The sequence below is a fragment of the Defluviimonas sp. SAOS-178_SWC genome (assembly GCF_039830135.1).
In the GTDB taxonomy this organism is placed as follows: Bacteria; Pseudomonadota; Alphaproteobacteria; order Rhodobacterales; family Rhodobacteraceae; genus Albidovulum.
Genome location: NZ_CP156081.1, coordinates 3,768,147 through 3,789,357 on the forward strand (window position 1 = coordinate 3,768,147; position 21,211 = coordinate 3,789,357).

General features: G+C 66.8%; 27 protein-coding genes. 9 read left to right on the forward strand and 18 right to left on the reverse strand.

Annotation, left to right across the window (positions count from 1 at the left end; translation table 11 throughout):
- Positions 1-7 precede the first annotated feature (7 nt).
- The 6 genes from araD (at position 8) to V5734_RS19405 (ending at position 6,615) form a co-directional block, all read left to right on the forward strand.
- The gene (gene araD / locus V5734_RS19380) at positions 8-1,750 is read left to right on the forward strand and encodes an L-arabinonate dehydratase (protein ID WP_347311243.1); all 1,743 of its coding nucleotides are present in this window, start codon (positions 8-10) and stop codon (positions 1,748-1,750) included.
- The gene (locus V5734_RS19385; protein WP_347311244.1) at positions 1,750-2,685 is read left to right on the forward strand and encodes a Gfo/Idh/MocA family protein; all 936 of its coding nucleotides are present in this window, start codon (positions 1,750-1,752) and stop codon (positions 2,683-2,685) included. The genes araD and V5734_RS19385 overlap by 1 nt, the downstream gene beginning before the upstream one ends.
- 12 nt (positions 2,686-2,697) lie before the next feature.
- Positions 2,698-4,227, forward strand: a complete 1,530-nt coding sequence (locus V5734_RS19390) for an aldehyde dehydrogenase (NADP(+)) (protein ID WP_347311245.1) — start codon at positions 2,698-2,700, stop codon at positions 4,225-4,227.
- A 68-nt stretch (positions 4,228-4,295) separates the two neighbouring features.
- Positions 4,296-5,147, forward strand: coding sequence for a 2-dehydro-3-deoxygalactonokinase (locus V5734_RS19395; protein ID WP_347313673.1), 852 nt, complete (start codon positions 4,296-4,298; stop codon positions 5,145-5,147).
- Positions 5,144-5,755, forward strand: coding sequence for a 2-dehydro-3-deoxy-6-phosphogalactonate aldolase (locus V5734_RS19400; RefSeq protein WP_347311246.1), 612 nt, complete (start codon positions 5,144-5,146; stop codon positions 5,753-5,755). Before V5734_RS19395 ends, V5734_RS19400 begins: the two co-directional genes overlap by 4 nt.
- Entirely contained in the window at positions 5,752-6,615 is an 864-nt protein-coding gene (locus V5734_RS19405; RefSeq protein WP_347311247.1) for an SMP-30/gluconolactonase/LRE family protein, read from the forward strand. The genes V5734_RS19400 and V5734_RS19405 overlap by 4 nt, the downstream gene beginning before the upstream one ends.
- 25 nt (positions 6,616-6,640) lie before the next feature.
- On the opposite strand, the gene ureG is transcribed toward V5734_RS19405, so the two are convergent.
- The 11 genes from ureG to V5734_RS19460 all read right to left on the reverse strand — a co-directional run bounded on the left by ureG (position 6,641) and on the right by V5734_RS19460 (position 13,710).
- Positions 6,641-7,258 (reverse strand): urease accessory protein UreG, encoded by a 618-nt coding sequence (gene ureG / locus V5734_RS19410; protein ID WP_347311248.1) that lies wholly within the window; start codon positions 7,256-7,258, stop codon positions 6,641-6,643.
- The gene (locus V5734_RS19415) at positions 7,255-7,896 is read right to left on the reverse strand and encodes an urease accessory protein UreF (protein WP_347311249.1); all 642 of its coding nucleotides are present in this window, start codon (positions 7,894-7,896) and stop codon (positions 7,255-7,257) included. Before V5734_RS19415 ends, ureG begins: the two co-directional genes overlap by 4 nt.
- Positions 7,893-8,390: an urease accessory protein UreE gene (ureE, locus tag V5734_RS19420; RefSeq protein WP_347311250.1), complete on the reverse strand. Its 498-nt coding sequence runs from the start codon at positions 8,388-8,390 to the stop codon at positions 7,893-7,895. The genes V5734_RS19415 and ureE overlap by 4 nt, the downstream gene beginning before the upstream one ends.
- Positions 8,391-8,399: 9 nt before the next feature.
- A complete protein-coding gene (gene ureC / locus V5734_RS19425) occupies positions 8,400-10,142 on the reverse strand; it encodes an urease subunit alpha (RefSeq protein ID WP_347311251.1) in 1,743 nt (580 codons plus the stop codon).
- 11 nt (positions 10,143-10,153) lie between these two features.
- A complete protein-coding gene (locus tag V5734_RS19430) occupies positions 10,154-10,483 on the reverse strand; it encodes a hypothetical protein (protein ID WP_347311252.1) in 330 nt (109 codons plus the stop codon).
- A gap of 13 nt (positions 10,484-10,496) precedes the next feature.
- A complete protein-coding gene (locus tag V5734_RS19435) occupies positions 10,497-10,811 on the reverse strand; it encodes an urease subunit beta (RefSeq protein ID WP_347311253.1) in 315 nt (104 codons plus the stop codon).
- Positions 10,808-10,999: a hypothetical protein gene (locus V5734_RS19440; RefSeq protein WP_347311254.1), complete on the reverse strand. Its 192-nt coding sequence runs from the start codon at positions 10,997-10,999 to the stop codon at positions 10,808-10,810. The genes V5734_RS19435 and V5734_RS19440 overlap by 4 nt, the downstream gene beginning before the upstream one ends.
- Positions 11,000-11,008: 9 nt before the next feature.
- The gene (locus tag V5734_RS19445) at positions 11,009-11,311 is read right to left on the reverse strand and encodes an urease subunit gamma (protein ID WP_347311255.1); all 303 of its coding nucleotides are present in this window, start codon (positions 11,309-11,311) and stop codon (positions 11,009-11,011) included.
- 10 nt (positions 11,312-11,321) lie between these two features.
- The gene (locus V5734_RS19450) at positions 11,322-12,140 is read right to left on the reverse strand and encodes an urease accessory protein UreD (protein ID WP_432759649.1); all 819 of its coding nucleotides are present in this window, start codon (positions 12,138-12,140) and stop codon (positions 11,322-11,324) included.
- A gap of 159 nt (positions 12,141-12,299) precedes the next feature.
- Entirely contained in the window at positions 12,300-12,923 is a 624-nt protein-coding gene (locus tag V5734_RS19455; RefSeq protein WP_347311256.1) for a glutathione S-transferase family protein, read from the reverse strand.
- A 7-nt stretch (positions 12,924-12,930) separates the two neighbouring features.
- On the reverse strand, positions 12,931-13,710 hold the full coding sequence (locus V5734_RS19460) for a transporter substrate-binding domain-containing protein (protein ID WP_347311257.1): 780 nt from the start codon (positions 13,708-13,710) through the stop codon (positions 12,931-12,933).
- Between the two features lie 135 nt (positions 13,711-13,845).
- On the opposite strand from V5734_RS19460, the gene V5734_RS19465 reads away from it, so the two are divergent.
- Both V5734_RS19465 and V5734_RS19470 read left to right on the forward strand, forming a co-directional pair.
- Positions 13,846-14,592, forward strand: coding sequence for an amino acid ABC transporter ATP-binding protein (locus tag V5734_RS19465; protein ID WP_347311258.1), 747 nt, complete (start codon positions 13,846-13,848; stop codon positions 14,590-14,592).
- A gap of 2 nt (positions 14,593-14,594) precedes the next feature.
- On the forward strand, positions 14,595-15,332 hold the full coding sequence (locus tag V5734_RS19470) for an amino acid ABC transporter permease (protein WP_347311259.1): 738 nt from the start codon (positions 14,595-14,597) through the stop codon (positions 15,330-15,332).
- 48 nt (positions 15,333-15,380) lie between these two features.
- On the opposite strand, the gene V5734_RS19475 is transcribed toward V5734_RS19470, so the two are convergent.
- The 7 genes from V5734_RS19475 to V5734_RS19505 all read right to left on the reverse strand — a co-directional run bounded on the left by V5734_RS19475 (position 15,381) and on the right by V5734_RS19505 (position 20,363).
- A complete protein-coding gene (locus V5734_RS19475; protein WP_347311260.1) occupies positions 15,381-16,157 on the reverse strand; it encodes a succinate dehydrogenase iron-sulfur subunit in 777 nt (258 codons plus the stop codon).
- A gap of 3 nt (positions 16,158-16,160) precedes the next feature.
- The gene (locus tag V5734_RS19480; RefSeq protein WP_347311261.1) at positions 16,161-16,457 is read right to left on the reverse strand and encodes a hypothetical protein; all 297 of its coding nucleotides are present in this window, start codon (positions 16,455-16,457) and stop codon (positions 16,161-16,163) included.
- Positions 16,457-16,903 (reverse strand): hypothetical protein, encoded by a 447-nt coding sequence (locus tag V5734_RS19485; RefSeq protein WP_347311262.1) that lies wholly within the window; start codon positions 16,901-16,903, stop codon positions 16,457-16,459. The genes V5734_RS19480 and V5734_RS19485 overlap by 1 nt, the downstream gene beginning before the upstream one ends.
- Positions 16,903-18,705 carry a succinate dehydrogenase flavoprotein subunit gene (gene sdhA, locus V5734_RS19490; RefSeq protein ID WP_347311263.1) on the reverse strand — a complete coding sequence of 601 codons (1,803 nt, stop codon included), beginning with the start codon at positions 18,703-18,705 and terminating at the stop codon, positions 16,903-16,905. Before sdhA ends, V5734_RS19485 begins: the two co-directional genes overlap by 1 nt.
- 12 nt (positions 18,706-18,717) lie before the next feature.
- Complete coding sequence (gene sdhD / locus V5734_RS19495; protein ID WP_347311264.1) at positions 18,718-19,089, reverse strand: succinate dehydrogenase, hydrophobic membrane anchor protein; 372 nt, start codon at positions 19,087-19,089, stop codon at positions 18,718-18,720.
- Positions 19,090-19,099: 10 nt separating this feature from the next.
- On the reverse strand, positions 19,100-19,483 hold the full coding sequence (gene sdhC / locus V5734_RS19500) for a succinate dehydrogenase, cytochrome b556 subunit (RefSeq protein WP_347311265.1): 384 nt from the start codon (positions 19,481-19,483) through the stop codon (positions 19,100-19,102).
- Positions 19,484-19,670: 187 nt separating this feature from the next.
- Complete coding sequence (locus V5734_RS19505; RefSeq protein ID WP_347311266.1) at positions 19,671-20,363, reverse strand: DUF1194 domain-containing protein; 693 nt, start codon at positions 20,361-20,363, stop codon at positions 19,671-19,673.
- A gap of 257 nt (positions 20,364-20,620) precedes the next feature.
- Between V5734_RS19505 and V5734_RS19510 the strand changes: the two genes are divergently transcribed.
- Complete coding sequence (locus V5734_RS19510) at positions 20,621-21,199, forward strand: DUF4274 domain-containing protein (protein WP_347311267.1); 579 nt, start codon at positions 20,621-20,623, stop codon at positions 21,197-21,199.
- Positions 21,200-21,211: the final 12 nt, after the last annotated feature.

Genomic DNA, 21,211 nt, shown 5'->3' on the forward strand with positions numbered 1-21,211 from the left:
ACGCATCATGACCTTCAAACCCGCGACATGGCCCCGCAAACTCCGCTCCCAGGAATGGTTCGGCGGCACCTCCCGCGACGCGATCTACCATCGCGGCTGGATGAAGAACCAGGGTTTCCCGCACGACCTCTTCGACGGCCGGCCCGTCATCGGCATCCTCAACACCTGGTCTGAACTGACACCCTGCAACGCGCATCTGAACGACCTCGCCCAGCGCGTGAAGCACGGGATCTACGAGGCCGGCGGTTTCCCCGTCGAGGTGCCGGTCTTCTCGACGTCCGAATCCGGCTTCCGCCCGACCGCGATGATGTTTCGCAACCTTGCCGCGATGGCGGTGGAGGAGGCGATGCGCGGCCAGCCGATGGACGGCTGCGTCCTGATGGTCGGCTGCGACAAGACGACGCCGTCGCTGCTGATGGCCGCGGCTTCGACCGACCTGCCGTCGATCGTCGTCACCGGCGGGCCGATGCTGAACGGCTATTACCGCAATGAACGCGTCGGCTCCGGCACGCATCTGTGGAAATTCTCCGAAGCGGTGAAGGCGGGCGAGATGTCGGCCGACGATTTTCTCGAAGCCGAAGCCTCAATGTCGCGCTCGCCGGGTTCGTGCAACACGATGGGCACAGCCTCGACGATGGCCTCGATGGCCGAGGCGCTCGGCATGGCGCTTTCCGGCAACGCCGCGATCCCGGCGGTGGATTCGCGACGCCGGGTCATGGCGCAGCTGACCGGGCGCCGCATCGTGCAGATGGTGAAGGACGACCTGAAGCCATCCGACGTGATGACGCGCAAAGCCTTCGAGAACGCGATCCGCACCAACGGCGCCATCGGCGGCTCCACCAATGCCGTCGTTCACCTTCTCGCCATCGCCGGGCGGGTTGGCGTCGACCTCACGCTCGACGACTGGGATGCGCTCGGGCGCGACGTGGCGACGATCGTCAACCTCATGCCCTCCGGCAAATACCTGATGGAGGAGTTCTTCTATGCCGGCGGCCTGCCGGTCGTCCTGAAGCGCCTTGGCGAGGCGGGCCTTCTCAACAAGGACGCGCTGACCGTGGCGGGCGAGACGATCTGGGATCAGGTCAAGGACGTGGTGAACCACAACGAGGATGTGATCCTGCCGCTTGAAAAGGCACTGACCCAACATGGCGGCATCGCGGTCCTCAAGGGCAACCTGGCACCGAAAGGGGCCGTGCTGAAACCGTCGGCCGCGAGCCCGCATCTTCTGAAACATCGCGGCCGTGCCGTCGTCTTCGAGGATATCGACGACTACAAGCGCAAGATCAACGACGACGCGCTCGACATCGACGAGAGCTGCGTGATGGTCCTCAAGAATTGCGGGCCGAAGGGCTATCCGGGCATGGCAGAGGTCGGCAACATGGGTCTGCCGCCGAAGGTGCTGAAGAAGGGCATCACCGACATGGTCCGCATCTCGGATGCGCGCATGTCCGGCACCGCCTATGGCACCGTCGTCCTTCACACCTCACCCGAAGCGGCCGCCGGGGGGCCGCTTGCCGTCGTCCGCGACGGCGACATGATCGAACTTGACGTGGAGGCGCGGCGCCTGCACCTCGACATCTCCGACGCGGAACTTGCCGCGCGGCTCGCCGGCTGGACGCCGCTTCAGGACCAGCCCGCCTCCGGCTATGCCTGGCTCCACCAGACCCACGTCACGGGCGCCGATACCGGGGCCGATCTCGACTTCCTGAAGGGCTGCCGGGGAGCGCCGGTCGGAAAGGATTCGCACTGATGAAGATCGCGCTCGTCGGCATCGGAAAGATCGCCCGCGACCAGCATATCCCCGCCATTGCCGCCTCCGCCGACTGGGATCTTGCCGCGACCGTCTCCCGTCACGGGGCGGTCGAGGGAGTGGAGAGCTTTTCCGACTTCGATGCGATGCTGTCGGCACGGCCCGACATTCCCGCCGTCTCGCTCTGCCTGCCGCCGGTGCCGCGGTTCGATTATGCCGCAGCGGCCCTGCGCGCGGGCCGGCATGTGATGCTGGAAAAACCCCCGGGCGCAACGCTGTCGGAATGCCATGCGCTCGAGGCGATGGCCCGCGACCGGGGACTGTCGCTTTACGCCACCTGGCATTCGCGCGAAGCGGCACAGGTGGCCCCGGCGAAGGCCTGGCTTGCCGGCAAGACGATCCGGCAGGCGCGCGTCACCTGGAAGGAGGACGTGCGCCGCTGGCATCCCGGGCAGGACTGGATCTGGCGGCCGGGCGGGCTCGGCGTTTTCGATCCCGGCATCAACGCGCTGTCGATCCTGACCGAGATCCTGCCGGAACCGGTACACCTGACTCGCGCCCGGCTGACCTTCCCGTCGAACCGCCAGACGCCCATCGCGGCGGATTTGGGCTTCGCCCATCCCGGCGGCGCCGACGTTACGGCGGTTTTCGACTGGCGTCAGAAGGGTGAACAGACCTGGACCATCGAAATCGAGACGGACGAGGGGGCGCTTCTGCTTGCAGAAGGCGGCGCGCGGCTCTCGATCGACGGAGTCGAACAGCCGGTTGCCAAAGCCGAAGGGATGCCGCTCAGCGGCGAATACCCGCGACTTTACGTCAAGATGGCCGCCCTCGTCGCGCGGGGCGGGATCGACATGGACCTCGCGCCGATGACTCATGTGGCCGATGCCTTTACACTCGGCGAACGCCTCGTCACCGACCCTTTTCACGACTGAACGGACGACCCCATGCAAGACAAGACCGACCTTGCCCTTCGCGGCCAGCATCTGATTGCGGGCGACTGGACCGCAGGTGCGGCGACCTTCCGGTCGGAGCCTGCGCGCGGCCCTGCGCGCGACTTCGCCGTCGGCACGCCGGATCTCGTCGCCCGGGCCTGTGCCGCCGCGGAGGAGGCGTTCTGGTCCTATGGCTATTCGACGCGAGAGGACCGCGCCGCGTTCCTCAACGCCATCGCCGACGAGATCGAGGCGCGGGGCGAGGCGATCACCGAGATCGGCACCTCCGAGACCGGCCTGCCCGAGGCGCGTCTGAACGGCGAACGCGGGCGGACCACCGGCCAGCTTCGCCTCTTCGCGTCCCACATCCTCAATGGCGATTACCTCGACCGCCGCCATGACGAGGCGCTTCCCGACCGCCAGCCGCTTCCGCGACCCGACTTGCGGATGATCCAGCGGCCCATCGGGCCGGTCTCGGTCTTCGGCGCCTCGAACTTCCCGCTCGCCTTCTCGACGGCGGGCGGCGACACCGCCGCAGCGCTTGCCGCCGGTTGCCCGGTGGTGGTCAAGGGCCACTCCGCCCATCCCGGCACCGGCGAAATCGTCGCCGAGGCGGTCGCGGCGGCGATCCGCGCGACCGGAATGCCCGCCGGGGTGTTCTCGCTGATCCAGGGCGGCCGCCGCGACGTGGGCGAGGCGCTCGTCACCGATCCGCGCATCCGCGCCGTGGGCTTCACCGGCTCGCTCGCCGGCGGCCGCGCGCTCTTCGACCTTTGCGCCTCCCGTCCCGACCCGATCCCGTTCTTCGGCGAACTCGGCTCGGTCAACCCGATGTTCCTCCTGCCGTCGGCGCTGAAGGCGCGGGGGCCGGAGATCGCCAGGGGCTGGGCCGGGTCGCTGACGATGGGCGCGGGCCAGTTCTGCACCAATCCCGGCATCGCGGTCGTCATCGACGGCCCCGACGCCGACGCCTTCACCACCGCCGCGACAGAGGCCCTGAAGCCCGTCGGCGCACAGGTCATGCTGACCGACGGCATCGCGAGCGCCTACCGGCAGGGCCGGGACCGGATCGCGGGATCACAGGGCGTGCAGGAGGTTCTGACCTCGATGTGCGACCTGAGAAACGCGACGCCCTACCTGTTCGCGACGACCGGCCGGGAGTGGCTTTCCAACCACGCGCTTGGAGAGGAGGTCTTCGGGCCTCTGGGCCTGATCGTGCGCGCCGCCGATGCCGCCGAGATGGAAGAGATTGCGCGAAGCCTGCAAGGACAGCTCACCTGCACCCTGCACCTCGACGCCGGCGACACGGCGCTCGGCCAGAAGCTGATGCCCGTTCTCGAACGGAAAGCCGGCCGGGTGCTGGCGAACGGCTTTCCGACGGGTGTCGAGGTTTGCGACGCGATGGTCCACGGCGGACCCTACCCCGCCTCGACCAACTTCGGCGCGACCTCGGTCGGCACGCTGTCGATCCGGCGCTTCCTGCGCCCGGTCTGCTATCAGAACATGCCAGAAGCGCTCCTGCCCGAGGATCTTCGGGGGTGAGCGCCGCCTCGCCTCGCCCCGACTGGATCGCCGCCGACTGGGGCACCAGCACGCTTCGTGTCTGGGCGATGGCGGCGGATGGCGTCCCCTTGACCGAGGCCAGGTCGGACGACGGCATGGCGCGGCTCGCACCTGAAGGGTTCGAAGCGGCGCTTTTGCGTCTGGTGGGCCCGTGGTTGTCGGGCCCTGAGCCGGTTCCAGTGGTGATCTGCGGCATGGCGGGCGCACGCCAGGGCTGGCGCGAGGCGCCGTACAGGCCGGTGCCATGCCCGCCGCTCGGACCGGAGATGCTGACCTTCGGGGCGAACGACCCGCGCCTTGCCATCGCCATCGTGCCCGGCCTCAGCCAGGCAAGACCCGCCGACGTGATGCGCGGGGAAGAGACGCAGATCGCCGGCCTTCTTGCCGCCGCGCCGGGCTTCGACGGCATCGCCTGCCTGCCCGGCACACATACGAAATGGGCGCATCTCAGCGCCGGCGAGGTCGTCGGGTTCCAGACCTGTATGACGGGCGAGCTTTTCGCGCTCCTTTCCGGCCAGTCGGTCCTGCGGCATTCGGTCGGGACCACGGGCTGGGACAGAGAGGCCTTTGCCGAAGCCGTCGCCGACGCCATGAGCACGCCCCAGAAGCTCGCCGCCCGGCTTTTCGGCCTCCGGGCCGAGGCGCTCCTGTCCGGGCTCGCGCCGGACCGCGCGCGGGCGCGGCTGTCGGGCCTTCTGATCGGCCTCGACCTTGCGGCGAGCCGGCCCTACTGGCTCGGGCAGGAGATTGTCCTGATCGGCGAGGGCACGCTTGCCGGAAGGTATGCCGAGGCCCTCGTCGCACAGGGAGCCGAACCGCGACAGGCAGATGCGACGGAGGTCACGCTCGCCGGGCTGCGGGCCGCGCGCGCGAAACTTGCCGAAAGGGGCTGGCCATGACCGGACGCCATATCGTGGCGATCCTGCGCGGCATCCGCCCGGAGGAGGCCGAGGCCGTCACTGAGGCCCTGATCGCCGCCGGGATCACGAAGATCGAGGTGCCGCTCAACTCGCCCGACCCGTTCGCCAGCATCGAGTGCATGGCCCGCCGGTTCGGGGACGCGGCACTGATCGGCGCGGGCACGGTCCTGTCGCCGGAGGATGTCGGGCGGGTAAAGGATGCGGGCGGCGCGCTCGTCGTTTCACCCGACTGCAATACCGACGTCATCGCCGCCACGAAGATGCTTGGGCTCCTGTCCTATCCCGGCGTGATGACCCCCACGGAATGTTTCGCGGCCCTCCGTGCGGGCGCCGACGGGCTTAAGCTTTTTCCGGCCGACCTGATCGGGCCGAAGGGGCTTGCCGCGCTCCGCGCCGTGCTGCCGGGCGGAACCGAGGTTCTGGCCGTCGGCGGGGTCAGCGCGGACAACATGGCGGAGTGGCGCGCGGCAGGGGCGGCCGGTTTCGGGCTTGGCACCGCGCTCTATCGGCCGGGCGACGGCCCGGTGGAGGTCAGCGCGAAGGCCACACGGATCGTTGTGGCCTATGACACGGTTTTCGCACCATGACGGCGATGGTCTACGATCCGCGCCCGTGCGAACTTGGCGAAGGCGCCTTCTGGCATCCCGAACGCGGCCAGCTCTTCTGGTTCGACATCCTCGGCCATCGCCTGCTCAGCCGCGACGCAACGGGACCGCGCGAATGGGCGTTCGGGGAATGCGTTTCGGCCGCCGGCTGGATCGACCACGACACGTTGCTGATCGCCTCCGAAACCGCGCTCTTGCGGTTCTCCCTCCTCGCCGGCGAACGGACGCCCGTGGTCGCGATGGAAGCCGACAATCCCGTGACGCGCTCGAACGACGGCCGCGCCGATCCGTTCGGCGGGTTCTGGATCGGCACGATGGGCAAACGCGCCGAGCCCGGCGCCGGAACGATCTACCGGTTCTTCGATGGGCGGCTGGAGCCGCTTTTCCGGAACATCACGATCCCGAACGCGATCTGCTTCGCGCCGGACGGAGCAAGGGCCTATTTCGCCGACACGGCCGCGCAGCGGATCATGGTTCAGGCGCTCGACGCCGAGGGCTGGCCAAAGGGCGCGCCCGAGGTGTTCGTCGATCTCGGGCCCGAAGGGATCGAGCCTGACGGGGCGGTGACCGACAGCGAGGGCTATCTCTGGAACGCCCAGTGGGGCGCCGGGCGCGTCGCGCGCTACACCCCGGACGGGCGCTTCGACCGGGCGATAGCGGTGCCGGCGCGACAGGTCTCCTGCCCGGCTTTCGGGGGGGCGGCGCTTGACCGGCTTTATCTCACGACCGCGCGTCAGGGGATGGATGCCGCAGCGCTCCTGGCCGACCCGCTGGCCGGGCAGACCTTCGTTGCGAATCCCGGCATCCCCGGCCGGCCGGAGCCCCGCATCCGCCTCGGCTGACCTTCGGCCGGTACGGGCGCGCGGCTCAATTCAGGGTCAGGCCGCCCTCGATCTCCAGAAACCGGATCACATCCCCGATCCCGACCCCGCGCCGGACCTGGGCGAGGACGAAGGGCCGCGTTCCCCGCGCCGCCTTCGTGTCGCTCTCAAGGAGCGCCAGATCGACGCCGACATGCGGCGCGAGGTCGGTCTTGTTGACGACAAGCAGGTCGGACCGCGCGAGTCCGGGCCCGCGTTTTCTTGGGATGTCCTGCCCGGCAGCCGTGTCGATCACGTAGATCGTCAGATCCGCGAGTTCCGGGCTGAACGTCGCGGCGAGGTTGTCGCCCCCGCTTTCGATCAGGATAAGGTCGAGATCCGGAAACGCGCGGCGCAGGTCCGCCACGGCGGCAAGGTTGATCGAGGCATCCTCGCGGATCGCGGTATGCGGGCAGCCGCCGGTTTCCACCCCGCGAATGCGCGTCTCGGGAAGCACCTGGGCGCGGACGAGGTAGTCGGCATCCTCCCGGGTATAGATGTCGTTGGTGATAACCGCCATTGAACAGCGCGGGGCGAGCGCCTTGGCGAGTTGTTCGGTCAGGCTGGTCTTGCCGGCGCCGACCGGGCCGCCGATGCCGACGCGCAGGGGGCCATTGGTGTTCATGTCCGGAATATCCTTACCTCCATCGTCTCATGCCGCATCGCCGCGAGGTCGGCCCCGAGGGTCGCGCCGCCAAGGTCCGCCTCGTCCGCCCCTGCCGCGCGCCGGGCAATCTCGACGATCGCAGGGTGCAGCCGGTGCAGAACCGCCTGCCCCTCGGTCTGACCGAGCGGCATGAAGCGGATTGCCGCAGAGACGAGGTTACCCGCGAAGGCATGCAGGTACTGGGCGATCACCTCCTCCTCCGGCAGGCCGAGCGGTGCGGTGGCCTCGCCCACCGCCACGGGAAGTGCGCGGGCCGCCAGGTCGCGTCCGGTCAGCGCCGACACCGTGGCCGCGAAGGCCGCACCCTGATCGAGCGTTTCGGCCAGCCGCTCCGCCGAAGGCTGGAGCGCGCGGGCAAGATCGTCGAGCGCCCCGAGGTCAGCGCCCGTCCGCAGGGCCAGCGACAGGAGCACCGCGTCCTGCCAACCGGCGCCGAAACGAAGGATGTCGGTCAGCCAGTTCGTCAGAGCGGATGCCGATTTTACCCGCCCGTCGGCAATCGCCCATTCCAGCCCGTGCGAATAGGCGAAGGCACCTGTCGGAAAGGCCGGGGACAGGTACTGGATAAGGTCCAGCCGGGCAATCAGCGCGGTCATGGATGCGCGTGCGAATGGCCGTGATCATGCCCATGCGACGGCCCGTGATCGTGGCCCATCGTGCGACCATGCCCATAGGCTCCGCCTTCGGGGCTGAAGGGAAGCACCACGCGTTCGATCCCGGCGCCGATCTGACGCAACATCGCCTCCAAGACATGGTCTTCGCGGATGAGCAGCCGGTCCTTGCCGATCTGGCAGGGCGTATGGCGGTTGCCGATATGCCAGGCGAGACGCGGAAGGTCGCCTGTCACCGACAGGACCGCCTCGGGCGCGGCAACAACACTGACGAGCCGTCCATCCTCCAGTTCGAAGCAGTCGCCGGCATCGAGGCTGACGGTTTCCGCAAGATCGACGAAGATTGCGAACCCTTCGTCGGTGACAAGCCGCTTCCGCCGGAGCATCCGCGCATCGTAGTCGAGCGTCACGCTCGCCTCGGGCGTTGCGGTCGTCGTTCCCTTGCGGCAGATCGAATGCGTTGCGGGAAGTGCGGTCATGTCGGGTCCTCAATACAGGAAATAGCGCTGCGCGAGCGGCAGTTCGGCGGCCGGTTCACAGGTCAGCAACTCGCCGTCCGCGCGGACCTCGTAGATCTCGGGATCGACCTCGATGGTCGGGGTCGCCGCGTTCAGCTTCATGTCGGCCTTGCCGATGCCGCGCGTGCCGGCGACGGCAAGCGTGGTCTTGGCAAGGCCCAGCACGCGGCCGATGCCGTCGGCCTCCGCCGCTTGCGACACGAAAGTCACAGCATTGCGTTCGACCGACCGGCCATAGGCGCCGAACATCGGCCGCGTATAGACGGGTTGCGGCGTCGGGATGGAGGCATTCGGATCGCCCATCTGCGCCACCGCGATGACGCCGCCCAGCAACACCATCTCGGGTTTCGCGCCGAAGAAGGCGGGCGTCCAGAGGACGAGATCGGCGCGCTTGCCCTCCTCGACCGAGCCGATATGGGCGGAGATCCCGTGCGCGATGGCCGGGTTGATCGTGTACTTGGCGACGTAGCGCTTGGCGCGGGCATTGTCGTTGGCCCCCGTCTCTTCGGGCAGGCGCCCGCGCTGCTGCTTCATCTTGGAAGCCGTTTGCCAGGTGCGGGTGATGACCTCGCCCACCCTGCCCATCGCCTGGCTGTCCGACGACAGGATCGAGAAGGCGCCCATGTCGTGCAGGATATCCTCGGCCGCGATGGTTTCCCGCCGGATGCGGCTTTCGGCGAAGGCCACATCCTCGGGCACCTTGCGGTCGAGGTGATGGCACACCATCAGCATGTCGAGGTGTTCCTCGATCGTGTTCACGGTGTAGGGCATCGTCGGGTTGGTCGAGGACGGGATGACGTTCGGCGCGGCGACGACCTTGATGATGTCGGGCGCGTGCCCGCCGCCCGCGCCTTCTGTGTGGAAGGCGTGGATGGTGCGCCCCTTGATGGCGGCGAGTGTATTCTCGACGAACCCGCTTTCGTTCAGGGTGTCGGTGTGGATCATCACCTGCACGTCCATCGCATCGGCCACCGACAGGCAGCAATCGATGGCGCCGGGGGTTGTGCCCCAGTCCTCGTGCAGCTTCAGCGCACAGGCGCCGGCCTTGACCTGTTCTTCGAGTGCCGCCGGCAGCGAAGCATTGCCCTTCCCCGCGAAAGCGAGGTTCATCGGAAAGGCATCGACCGCCTGAAGCATCTGCGCGAGGTGCCAGGGGCCGGGCGTGCAGGTCGTTGCCAGCGTCCCGTGGGCCGGACCAGTGCCGCCGCCGAGCATCGTGGTGATGCCGGAATGCAGCGCGTCGTCGATCTGCTGGGGGCAGATGAAATGGATATGCGCGTCGAACCCGCCGGCCGTCAGGATCTTGCCCTCGCCCGCGATGATCTCGGTCCCCGGTCCGATGACGACATCGACGCCCGGCTGCGTGTCCGGGTTTCCGGCCTTGCCGATCCTGGCGATGCGCCCGTCGCGAAGGCCCACATCGGCCTTGTAGATGCCGGTCCAGTCGAGGATCACCGCATTCGTGATGACTGTGTCCATCGCCCCTTCGGCGCGGGTGCGCTGCGACTGTCCCATCCCGTCGCGGATCACCTTGCCGCCGCCGAACTTCACCTCTTCGCCGTAACGCAGGGCGTTCGCACCGCCCGAGGCGCGTTCGGCTATGAGGTCGCGCTCCACCTCGATGATGATCTCGGTATCGCCGAGCCGAACGCGGTCACCCGTCGTCGGGCCGAACATGTCCGCATAGGCGGCGCGTGGGAGAGTGTTTGGCATGATGATGCTCTTCAGGGCTTGTAGCGGCCTTTTCCGGCGGGGCCTTTCCGATGCAGGCGGGTGACGTTGCTGCGGGTGCGCTTACGGATCGGCTTCAGCGCGGCAAGCGTGGTGGCGCCGGGACCGGCGCCGCGCCAGAGCGCACGGGAAACGGCGTGCCCGGCATCGCTCGCTGCGCCGGCCTTTTCTGCGACCATGCGCATGTGTTCATCCGGACCGAGGTTCCACACGCCGATGCCGCCCATCATGCGCATCGCGATGACCATCTGCGCCTCGGCCATCATCGCGGTGAAGACGACAGCACTTTGCCAGTAATCGACGGGCATCTTCATCCGGAACATCGCGTGGCTCCTCTCAGTCGCTGTCGATCGCGCCCATCACGGCCTTGTTGAACCCAAAGACCCGACGCGCGCCGGCATAGGGGATCAGCCACACTTCGCGCCTCTGCCCCGGCTCGAACCGGATCGCGGTTCCGGCGGGAATGTCGAGGCGTTTGCCACGCGCCGCGTCGCGGTCGAAATCGAGGCCGGGATTGGCCTCCGCGAAGTGGTAATGGCTGCCGACCTGCACCGGCCGGTCGCCGGTATTGGCGACAGTCAGGGCCGTGACCTCGGCAGCCGCGTTCAGCACGATATCGCCCGGCGCCGGAAAGACCTCGCCCGGGATCATCCGCGCCGCCTTGCGACGATCCATACGGCGATCGGTGCCGCGACGACGAGCGCGAGCAAAAGCGCGTGATCGGGTTCCGAAAACGCATGGGCGACGAGGCTGCCGATTCCCTCCGCATGGTGATCGCCGCTATGGGCAAGGGCAAAGGTGGGCATCATCATCGCGGCAACGGTCGGGGCGTGTTTCATGGCACTCTCCTATCGGATGGGATGGTGGACGGTGACGAGCTTGGTTCCGTCGGGAAAGGTCGCCTCGGCCTGGATCGCGTGAATCATCTCGGGGACACCCTCCATGCACTGCTCGGCCGTGACGACATGGGCGCCCGCCTCCATCAGGTCGGCGACCGGGCGTCCGTCGCGGGCCCCCTCGACAACGAAATCGGTGATCAGGGCCACCGCTTCCGGATGGTTCAGCTTGACACCACGCGCCAGCCGCCCCCGTGCGACCATTGCGGCGAGGCTGATCAAAAGCTTGTCCTTTTCGCGGGGTGTCAGGTTCATTCCATCCTCTTCAGTTCTGCCAGACCCGCGGCAGCGGCCCCTCGCGCAGCGCACCCAGAAGCGATACGATCTGCCGGCGCAACCGGAAGGCGTCGGCCGCCATCGCCCGCGCCACGAGCTTTCCGGAAAAAGCCGAAGCGGCCCAGGTCACGCCGGGCTCCTGCGGCGCGGCGCGCAGTGGGCCGAGCCGGTCTTCGGCCCCCTCGGCGACCAGAACGAGCGAGGCGAAAGCCCGCGCGCCATCCAGAACCGCCGCGCCACGACGCAGCGTTTCATCTTCGAGCCGCAGCGGCTCCACGAAAACCGGTCTGCCGTCGCGGGTGATGTGGCGCAGATCGCTCAACGCGACGCGCGCCACCGTTTCACCCATTGCCGCGCGGCCGAGAATGACGGTTTCAAGAAGCAAGCAGCCAGCGCCAGCGCCAAGCTCGATCCGCGTGCGCCGGTTCAGCCGCGCGCCATTGAACAGGATCGTCTCCTGCGGCAGCCAGTCGAGCCAGCCGCCCGCGCCGACCCTGAAATCCGCCGCAACCTCTGCGGGGGCGCCCATAGCGCGGTAGGCACGTTCGGCCGTCTGCGTTGTCGCCACCGCCCGAACGCCGGGACCAAGGTCGAGCCGGTAGGACAGCGTATCGCCCGACGCCAGCCCGCCAGACGTATTGAGAAACACCACCTCTGGAACGGTTCCGCCCACATTCGGAAGGATCGCCTTGGCGGAACCTTGCTGGCGCAGATCCTTCAGCCGGGTCCGCCCGTTCACCTGGGCGAACCCCACCGCAGCGGCGCCGTGGCTGCGTTGATGGACGACCTGGCAAAGCTCTATCGACACGCATGTCCCCGGACTGGTTCGGGGCACTGTCCGGCGCGGCGCGACGGAAACGCAACCGGATCTCAGGGGGCCGCAGGATGCATCGGCGCCGGAATGCGGAAGGGCGCCCAAGTGATGGGCGCCTTGCTCATTTAATGGGCACAAGTGCCACGGCGCGACTCAGCCGAGCTTTCGCGCCATCCACTCCAGCATGTGCGGCCGGTAGGCAGTCATTTCCTCGGCCACAGCGGGCACTGCCTCGACACGCGCCCGATACGCGCGGACTTGCTCGGGCCAGATGATGTCCGCGCCCACGGCGGGGGCGATGAGGTCGATCCACGCAAAACTCGCCGGCAGGCCGCAATCGCCAAGTCCGAAAGGAAGATCCGCCCCGGCCGCGAGCTGCCCGACGAAGCGGCCGAGATGCTTGTTGATCTCGGCCTCCTGCCGCACCACAACCGCCGGATCGCGACCCGAAGGGGCCACATGGGGAAAGAGCCCGCGCAAGGCAGGCTCCAATCGCGTATCATGATATCGTGCGCGTTCACGCATCCGCGCCCGTGCCTCGATACCTTCGGGCAGGAGTGGCGGGCCGTCGAACCGCTCCTCCAGATATTCGATGATCGCCTCTGAATCGCCGAGGATGAACCCGTCATGGTCCATCCCCGGCAGACTGCCCTGCGGCACGATGTCGAGGTAGTTCTCCGGCTTCGCGACCTCGCGGAAGGCCACGCCCTTGTGCCGGAGCGCGATCCGCACCTTGGCGCAGTAAAGGCTCTCGGCCCAGGTATAGAGCGTGATCATCGCCAGCTCAGTTGCCGAGCTTCCACTTCGCGCCGAGATCGTCGAAGAACCCGGCTTCCTTCTTCAGCGTGATCCAGGTGTTCACGTAGTTGATCCACACCTGATCGTCCTGCGGCAGCAGCATCGCGATCGGCGTCCGCGCGCGCGGCGCAGAGACCGGCACGATCATCAGTTCGGGATATTGCTCGACCAGTTTCTGCGCCTCGACATTCGAGGTGATATGCGCCTGCGCCCGCCCCGCGAGCACTTCCTGATAGTCGCGCGCCGGGGCTTCGACGATCTTGTGCTGCGCGTTCGGAAAGAACTGCGTCACCTGCTTTTCCTGCGTCGTGCCGAGCGTGGCGGCAACGACGACGTCAGGCTTGTCGAGATCGGCCCAATCCTTGAAGCGATCCGCGTCCTTCTTGTTGATCAAGGGCACGGTGGCGAGCGTGAAATAGCTCTGCGAATACCCCGCCGCCTTGGCGCGGGCGGGCGAGATCGAGGCCGAGCCGGTGATCTGATACTGCCCCGCCGTCACACCGTTGACGAGTGTCTTCCAGTCGGTCGGCACGAACTCCACCTCCACCCCGAGGTCGGCGGCAAGGGCGGCCATCACGTCGATATCGTAGCCGGTATAGGAATTGCTCGCCGGGTCCTTCATCGTCATCGGATTCCAGTCGCCGGTGGTGCCGACCTTCATGACACCGGAACTGAGAATGTCCTGAAGCGCCGATTGCGCCCCGGCCGCAGTGGTCGCGGCGGCCATGAGGCCGATGGCGGCGACGAACGCCTTCAGAAATCCCATTGCGCGTCTCCCTGTTGGTCACATTTCCTTCTGGCCCGAATTCTTCCCTCGAATTCCCGGGCATAGCAAGTCATGGTGCCGTGAACGGACGCGCGGAGGGGTCTCTCGTCCCGCGCAGGAACGGGGTGGGGACGGATGACAACGAAAGACGCGGGGCCGATCATCCGGCTCGACGCCGTGTCGAAATCATTTGGGGATTTCCAGGCGTTGAAGTCCGTCGATTTCGCGGCCGGCAGCGGCGAACGGATCGTCATCTGCGGCCCCTCCGGCTCCGGCAAGTCGACGCTGATCCGATGCGTCAACGGGCTCGAGATGCCCGAGGCGGGAACCGTCACCGTGGACGGCATCCCGGTCGGGCCTGCCACCTTGCGCACGGTGCGCGACCGGGCGGGCATGGTGTTTCAGCAGTTCAATCTCTTCCCGCATCTGACGGTTCTGGAGAACCTCACGCTCGGCCCCATCCGCGCGCGCAAGATGCCGCCCGACGCCGCGCGCGACATGGCGATGCGCTATCTGACCCGCGTGCGCATCCCCGAACAGGCGCAGAAATACCCCCGCCAGCTTTCGGGCGGCCAACAGCAGCGCGTCGCCATCGCCCGCGCGCTCTGCATGGAGCCGAAGATCCTGCTGTTCGACGAGCCGACCTCTGCCCTCGATCCCGAAATGATCGCCGAGGTGCTCGACGTGATGGTGGGGCTTGCCGGAACCGGCATGACGATGGTCGTCGTCACCCACGAGATGGGTTTTGCGCGCAAGGTCGCCGACCGTATGGTCTTCATGGACCACGGCGAGATCGTGGAGGAAGCCCCGCCCGAAGCCTTTTTCACCGCTCCGAAAAGCGCCCGTTGCCGTGATTTCCTCGACAAGATCCTGAACCACTAGCCATGCGGAAACTTCTTCTCCCCGCCCTCGCGCTCCTCGTCTCCGGTTGCTCGGCCAACTGGGGCTGGTACGTCGTCAACCCCTCGACGAAATCGGGCTGGACCAACCTGTCGTTCCTGCTTTCGGGCCTGAAATACACCGTCCTCCTGTCGCTCACGGCGATCCTCATCTCTGTCAGCCTCGGCCTTCTGGTGGCGCTGCCAGGGCTGTCGCCCAGCCGCTGGTTGAGACGCATGAGCCGAACCTATGTGGAGCTTGTCCGCGCGGTGCCGCTCCTCGTGATGATCCTCTGGGTCTATTACGGCCTGCCGCAGCTTACCGGACTGACGATCAGCGTCTTCTGGGCCGGCGTCCTCGCGCTCGCCCTTTCCGACAGCGCCTTCGAGGCCGAGATCTTCCGCGCCGGCATCCAGTCGATTGCCCGCGGACAGTACGAGGCCGCCTGGTCCATCTCGCTCGGCTATGTGGACACGATGCGCTACGTGATCCTGCCGCAAGCGATCAAGCGCATCCTTCCCGCGCTCGGCAACCAGCTTGTCTACATGCTGAAGATGTCGTCGCTCGTCTCGGTGATCGGCATGCAGGAACTGACGCGCAAGGCGAACGAGCTTGTGGTGACGGAATACCGGCCGCTCGAAATCTATACCGTTCTGGTCCTCGAATACCTCGTCCTGATCCTCATCGTCTCGGCCGGCGTGCGCTGGCTGGAGCGGCGGCTGGGCAGCGACGAACGGCAATGAAAAAGGCGGGCCGCCGGCCCGCCTCGATCCATGTCATGCCGACGTCGGTCAGACGACGCGCTCGACCATCATCTTCTTGATCTCCGCGATGGCCTTGGCCGGGTTCAGCCCCTTGGGGCAGGTCTTCGTGCAGTTCATGATCGTGTGGCAGCGATAGAGCTTGAACGGATCCTCAAGCTGGTCCAGCCGCTCACCCGTCGCCTCGTCGCGGCTGTCGATGATCCAGCGATAGGCGTGCAAGAGCGCGGCCGGGCCAAGGTAGCGGTCGCCGTTCCACCAGTAGCTGGGGCAGGCGGTCGAGCACGAGGCGCACATCACGCATTCATAAAGCCCGTCGAGCTTCTTGCGATCCTCGATCGACTGGCGCCATTCCTTCGCGGGGCGGTTGGTCTTGGTCTCCAGCCACGGCATGATGGAGGCATGCTGGGCGTAGAAATGCGTGAGATCGGGGATCAGGTCCTTTACCACCGGCATGTGCGGCAACGGATAGATCTTCACGTCGCCCTTGACCTCATCAAGCCCGTAGATGCAGGCCAGCGTGTTGATCCCGTCGATATTCATCGCGCAGGACCCGCAGATGCCTTCCCGGCACGACCGGCGGAAGGTCAGCGTCGGGTCGACCTCGTTCTTGATCTTGATCAGCGCGTCGAGGACCATCGGCCCGCACTGGTCCATGTCGAGGAAATAGGTGTCGACGCGCGGGTTTTCCCCAGTATCCGGGTTCCAGCGGTAGATCTGGAACTTGCGGACATTCTTGCCCTCGGGCTTCGGCCAGGTCTTGCCGACACGGATTTTCGAATTCTTCGGAAGCGTGAACTGGACCATGATTTATCCCTTCCAATCGGGGCGGGTATAGAGCGGCCGGCGCGGCGGCTGGCCGGATTTCTGAAAGACGCAGGCATCGTAGAGCGCCGAGGGATCCTTGCCCTGGATGAAGTCGGACGAGATCGAAATGTCGCCCTTCACCCTTGGTCCGGACGTGCCGGTGCCGACCGCGATCATGCCGCGCGGACTGGCGGCGAGATGAGCGCGCTGGAAGCATTCCCGTTCGGCCCGCTCGACCGGTATCGGACCGCAGGCGGCCAGAAGCGGAAACAGCGCAATGGTGGGCATCGCAATCCGCATCAGTTCGCCCCCAGCGACGACCGGATGGTGGAGCCGTCCTTGAGGTAGAGAAGCGCGCGCTGTTGTTCGGCCACCGTCAGGGTCGGCCACAACTCGGCATCGCCTGGCAGCAGCGGATACTGAACCGGCAGCGGCAGATTGCCCCGTGCCGCAACCGGCGCGGCCGCCACGGGCGCTGGCGCCTGGGCACGGACGGGAACGGGTGCGGGTGTCGAGATGGCCGTTGCGGACGGCCCGTCGCCGACGCAAGCCTTGATCGCCGCCAGTTCCTCGGGCGTTGCATGGATGTTTCCGGTCACGCCGGACGCCCGCGCCGCGGCGGCACGCTGATTGAACCCGACCCGGTCACTGCATTCCTGGACCGAGCGGTGCCCATATCCGCCGCCGGACACACAGCCCGCCAGCACAAGCGATGCCGCAACCCAGAGAGCGGGCGCAGGGCGCATCAGTAGACCCTCGCCTTCGGCGCGATCTTCTTCAGGTCGATCCCGCCCTGGTCCTGCGTCGTGAGCGGATCGAGATGCACCGGACGGGTGGTCAGCGTCACCCTGTTGCCGTCGACCTTCGCCAGCGAATGCACCCGCCAGTTCGCGTCGTCGCGGTTGGGATAGTCCTCGTGCGCATGGGCGCCCCGGCTCTCCTTCCGCGCCTCGGCCGCAACGATGGTGGCGAGCGCGTTCGGCATCAGGTTGGTCAGCTCCAGCGTCTCCATCAGGTCGGAGTTCCAGATGAGGCTGCGGTCCGTGACCTTGAGGTCGCCCATCTTGGCCGCGACCGCCGTCATCTTCTCGACGCCCTCGGCCAGCGTCTTGTCGGTGCGGAACACCGCCGCGTCGGCCTGCATCGTCTTCTGCATCTCGAGCCGGAGATCGGCGGTCGGGATGGAGCCATTGGCATTCCGCAACCCGTCGAACCGGTCGAGCGCCTTGTCGACCTCCGCCGTGTTCACCGGCTGGTTGCGGGTCTTCGGATCGACAACCTCGCCCGCGCGGATCGCGGCGGCGCGGCCGAAGACCACGAGGTCGATGAGGCTGTTGGAGCCGAGCCGGTTGGCGCCGTGAACCGAGGCGCAGCCCGCCTCGCCCACCGCCATCAGGCCGGGCACGACGGCGTCGGGATCCTTCGCAGTCGGGTTCAGCACCTCGCCCCAGTAGTTCGTCGGGATGCCGCCCATGTTGTAATGCACCGTCGGCAGGACCGGGATCGGCTCTTTCGTCAGATCGACACCGGCGAAGATGCGCGCGCTTTCGGAAATGCCGGGCAGGCGCAGCGCCAGGGTTTCCGGCGGCAGGTGGTTGAGGTGCAGGTGGATATGGTCCTTGTTCGGACCGACGCCCCGGCCTTCGCGGATCTCGATCGTCATGCAGCGGCTGACGACGTCGCGGCTGGCCAGATCCTTGTAGGTCGGCGCATAGCGCTCCATGAAGCGCTCGCCCTCGGAGTTGGTGAGGTATCCGCCCTCGCCGCGCGCGCCCTCGGTGATGAGGCAGCCGGAGCCGTAGATGCCGGTCGGGTGGAACTGCACGAACTCCATGTCCTGCAGGGGCAGCCCCGCGCGCGCCACCATGCCGCCGCCGTCGCCGGTGCAGGTATGGGCGCTGGTCGCCGAGAAATAGGCGCGGCCATAGCCGCCGGTCGCCAGCACCACCATCTTCGCGTTGAAGACATGGATCGTGCCGTCGTCGAGCTTCCAGGCCACGACGCCAGTGCAGGCGCCATCGGTCATGATCAGGTCGATCGCGAAATACTCGATGTAGAATTCCGCGTTGTGCTTCAGCGATTGGCCATAGAGCGTGTGCAGAATCGCATGGCCGGTCCGGTCGGCAGCCGCGCAGGTGCGCTGCACCGGGGGGCCTTCGCCGAATTCGGTCGTGTGGCCGCCGAAGGGACGCTGGTAGATCTTGCCCTCTTCGGTGCGGCTGAACGGCACGCCGTAATGTTCAAGCTCGTAGACCGCCTTCGGCGCTTCCCGCGCGAGGTATTCCATCGCGTCGGTATCGCCGAGCCAGTCGGAGCCCTTGACGGTATCGTACATGTGCCACTGCCAGTGGTCCGGGCCCATGTTCGACAGCGACGCGGCGATGCCGCCCTGGGCCGCGACGGTGTGGCTCCGGGTCGGGAAAACCTTGGTCACGCAGGCCGTGCGCAGGCCCTGTTCGGCCATGCCGAGCGTCGCGCGCAGGCCAGCGCCGCCGGCACCGACGACGACCACGTCGTATTCGTGCGTTTCATAAGGATAAGCGGTCATGTGTCTGGTCCTTCAGAGCGCGAGCCGGATCAGCGCGTAAAGCCCGGTGGCGATCAGCGCATAGGAAAGGCAGATCGTGCCGACGATCAGCGCCTTGCGGGTAAAGCCGTGGGCATAATCCTCGATCATCACCTGGGCGCCGTTCTTGAAATGGATCATGCCGACAAGGATCGTCAGCCCCGCGACGATGGCCGGGAACGGCCTGCCGTAATAGGCCACGACATCCTCGTAGGGCGCGCCGACGATGCGGCCGAAGGTGAAGATGAAGAGCGGCACCAGAATGGCGAGAGCCACGGCGCTCACCTGCATGTGCCAGAAGTGCTCGGTCCCGGACTTGGCGGAGCCAAGGCCAACGGCGCGCTTGCGGTCGGTCAGATATCTCATGCCCGCCCCCTCAGAGAATGGTGATCGTGATGAGGGTCAGCAGGACCGACCCGATGATGAGACCCCAGCCCAGCTTTTCGGCCGTCGGGATGTCGAGGCCGCGTCCGCTGTCGAAGTAGAGGTGACGGAGGCCGGCGAGGAAGTGATACCAGACCGCCCAGATCGAACCGGCGAAGACGAGCTTGCCGAACCACGACCGCACCACGCCGTCGGCGATGGCGAAATAATCGGCGCTCGTTGCGGCTGCGAGAAGCCACCAGACGATGAGGAGCGCCGCGACGATCAGCGCGTTGCCCGTGATCCGCGTGAAGATCGAGGTGATGGAGGTCAGCTGCGGCCGGTAGACCTGCAGGTGCGGCGATAGCGGGCGGTTGCCCCGATTGACATCGGCCATTGTCGGTCCCTCTCTTGCCCGCGCCCGGCCGGAGGGTGGCAGGACGCTTTGGCCCTTGAATAGCGAAAATCCCGCCCATGTCACGCCGCGATTGGCTCAAAGACGACGATTCCGGGATCGTTAGCGGTAAAAATTACTTTTGTGATCACGAGGAAAATTTTTGTGATCGCAAATATGAGAGGCGCCGTCACCTTTCGTAACGCACGGGAATCGCCTTCCCCGGAAGGGTCGAAATCTGCCGTTCGGTCTCGCGCCGGAGCTTGCGGCGCATCCGTTCGGGGTATTCGTCGTAATCCTCGGCGGTGACCACGAAGGCATTCCCGCCGGTGACGACGTTCTCGGCGAAATACTGCGGCAGGCCGGCGTCGTCGCCCCGGATCACCAGCGCATTGACGGTGATGGCGAAGCTGTCCATCTCGGCCCTCAGGCCAGCCGGCTCGGACCCTTCGTTGTTGCGTCCGTCGGAGGAGATATCCATCACCCGGCGCTTGCAGGCGGGCGCCGCGTCGAACACGCCGAGGCCGAAGGTCATCGCCTGGCCGATGGCGGTGGAATACTCGATCCAGACCCGCGGCAAGGTCTCGATCCGCCCGGCGAATTCCTCCAGCTCGGCGGCGCTGCCGATCCGGGTCCAGGGCACCGACAGATCCTGCCGCGACGATCCGGTCCATTGCATCAGCGCCAGCGCCGCTTCGCCGCGCACCAGCGCCTCGGCCACGACGCCATCGCGCAGGCCCTCGGCGAGGCCCCGCATCTGCACCTCGTATTCGCGCCGGTCCACGGACCCCGACACATCCACGGCAAACAGAAGCGCAAGCTCGCAACCTGCCGCCGGGGCGGCGAGCGTTGCCAACAGAAGCGATGCGGCGATCCCACGCATGGACCGAAGGTTAGCGCCTTCGGCCTCGCCGCGCGATCACAAAGGCATCAGCCGCGAAACCGTTTCATGCCCGGTTGCGCATTCGTCCCGGACGGCAAAGACGAGACGCCCGGATCTCGCGGGTTCACCCTCAAGGCGAAATGCCTTCTGGTCCTTCAGCTTTTACCTGTGGCCGCGACGCCCTCCACCGACTATTCAAGACCTGTCGGGTTCGACGCGGGTTCGTCATCCCGCGTGAGGCCGACGGAGAACGGAGGATGAAAACGGTGAACCCCGAAGACATGACCTTTAGTTTCGAGGATTGGGAAAGGACCATCGGTTTTCTCGAAGGCGGGCGTGATCCGGACCTGTGGCACCAGCTCGTGGACGGGATGAACTACGACGACCCAAGGGCGCTCGACTATGTGCTGTGGATCGTGCGCCAGCCGGACTGCGATATCGCGACCGCCGCGCTGACCTTCGTCTCGCTCCGCTGCGCGGACCATGTCTGCGCTGCCCCCCGGCTGCACAGCGGCGCGGACGACCGGGTATCGCGCATCGCGTCCGAAATCTGCGCCCGATCCGAGGCGTCGGGCTACACCCGCGCGAAGATCGGCTGGCACGCGCCGGACCATATTCCGACGCCCGCCGCAGTGCTCGCGGACATCCGGGCGAACTGTGCCAAACTCGGCCTGGCGGCGGGACGGACCCATCTGCCGATACCCGCGGCGGTTCTTGGCGCCGATTTCGACAAGCCGCCCGCGGCCGCGAGTTATTTCGTCGACGAAGGCGGCTTCACCCATATGAGCGCGATGGACCCGTTCATGCAGGCAATCATGGGATTCAGGTCGAACTGACCGTGGCCGCAC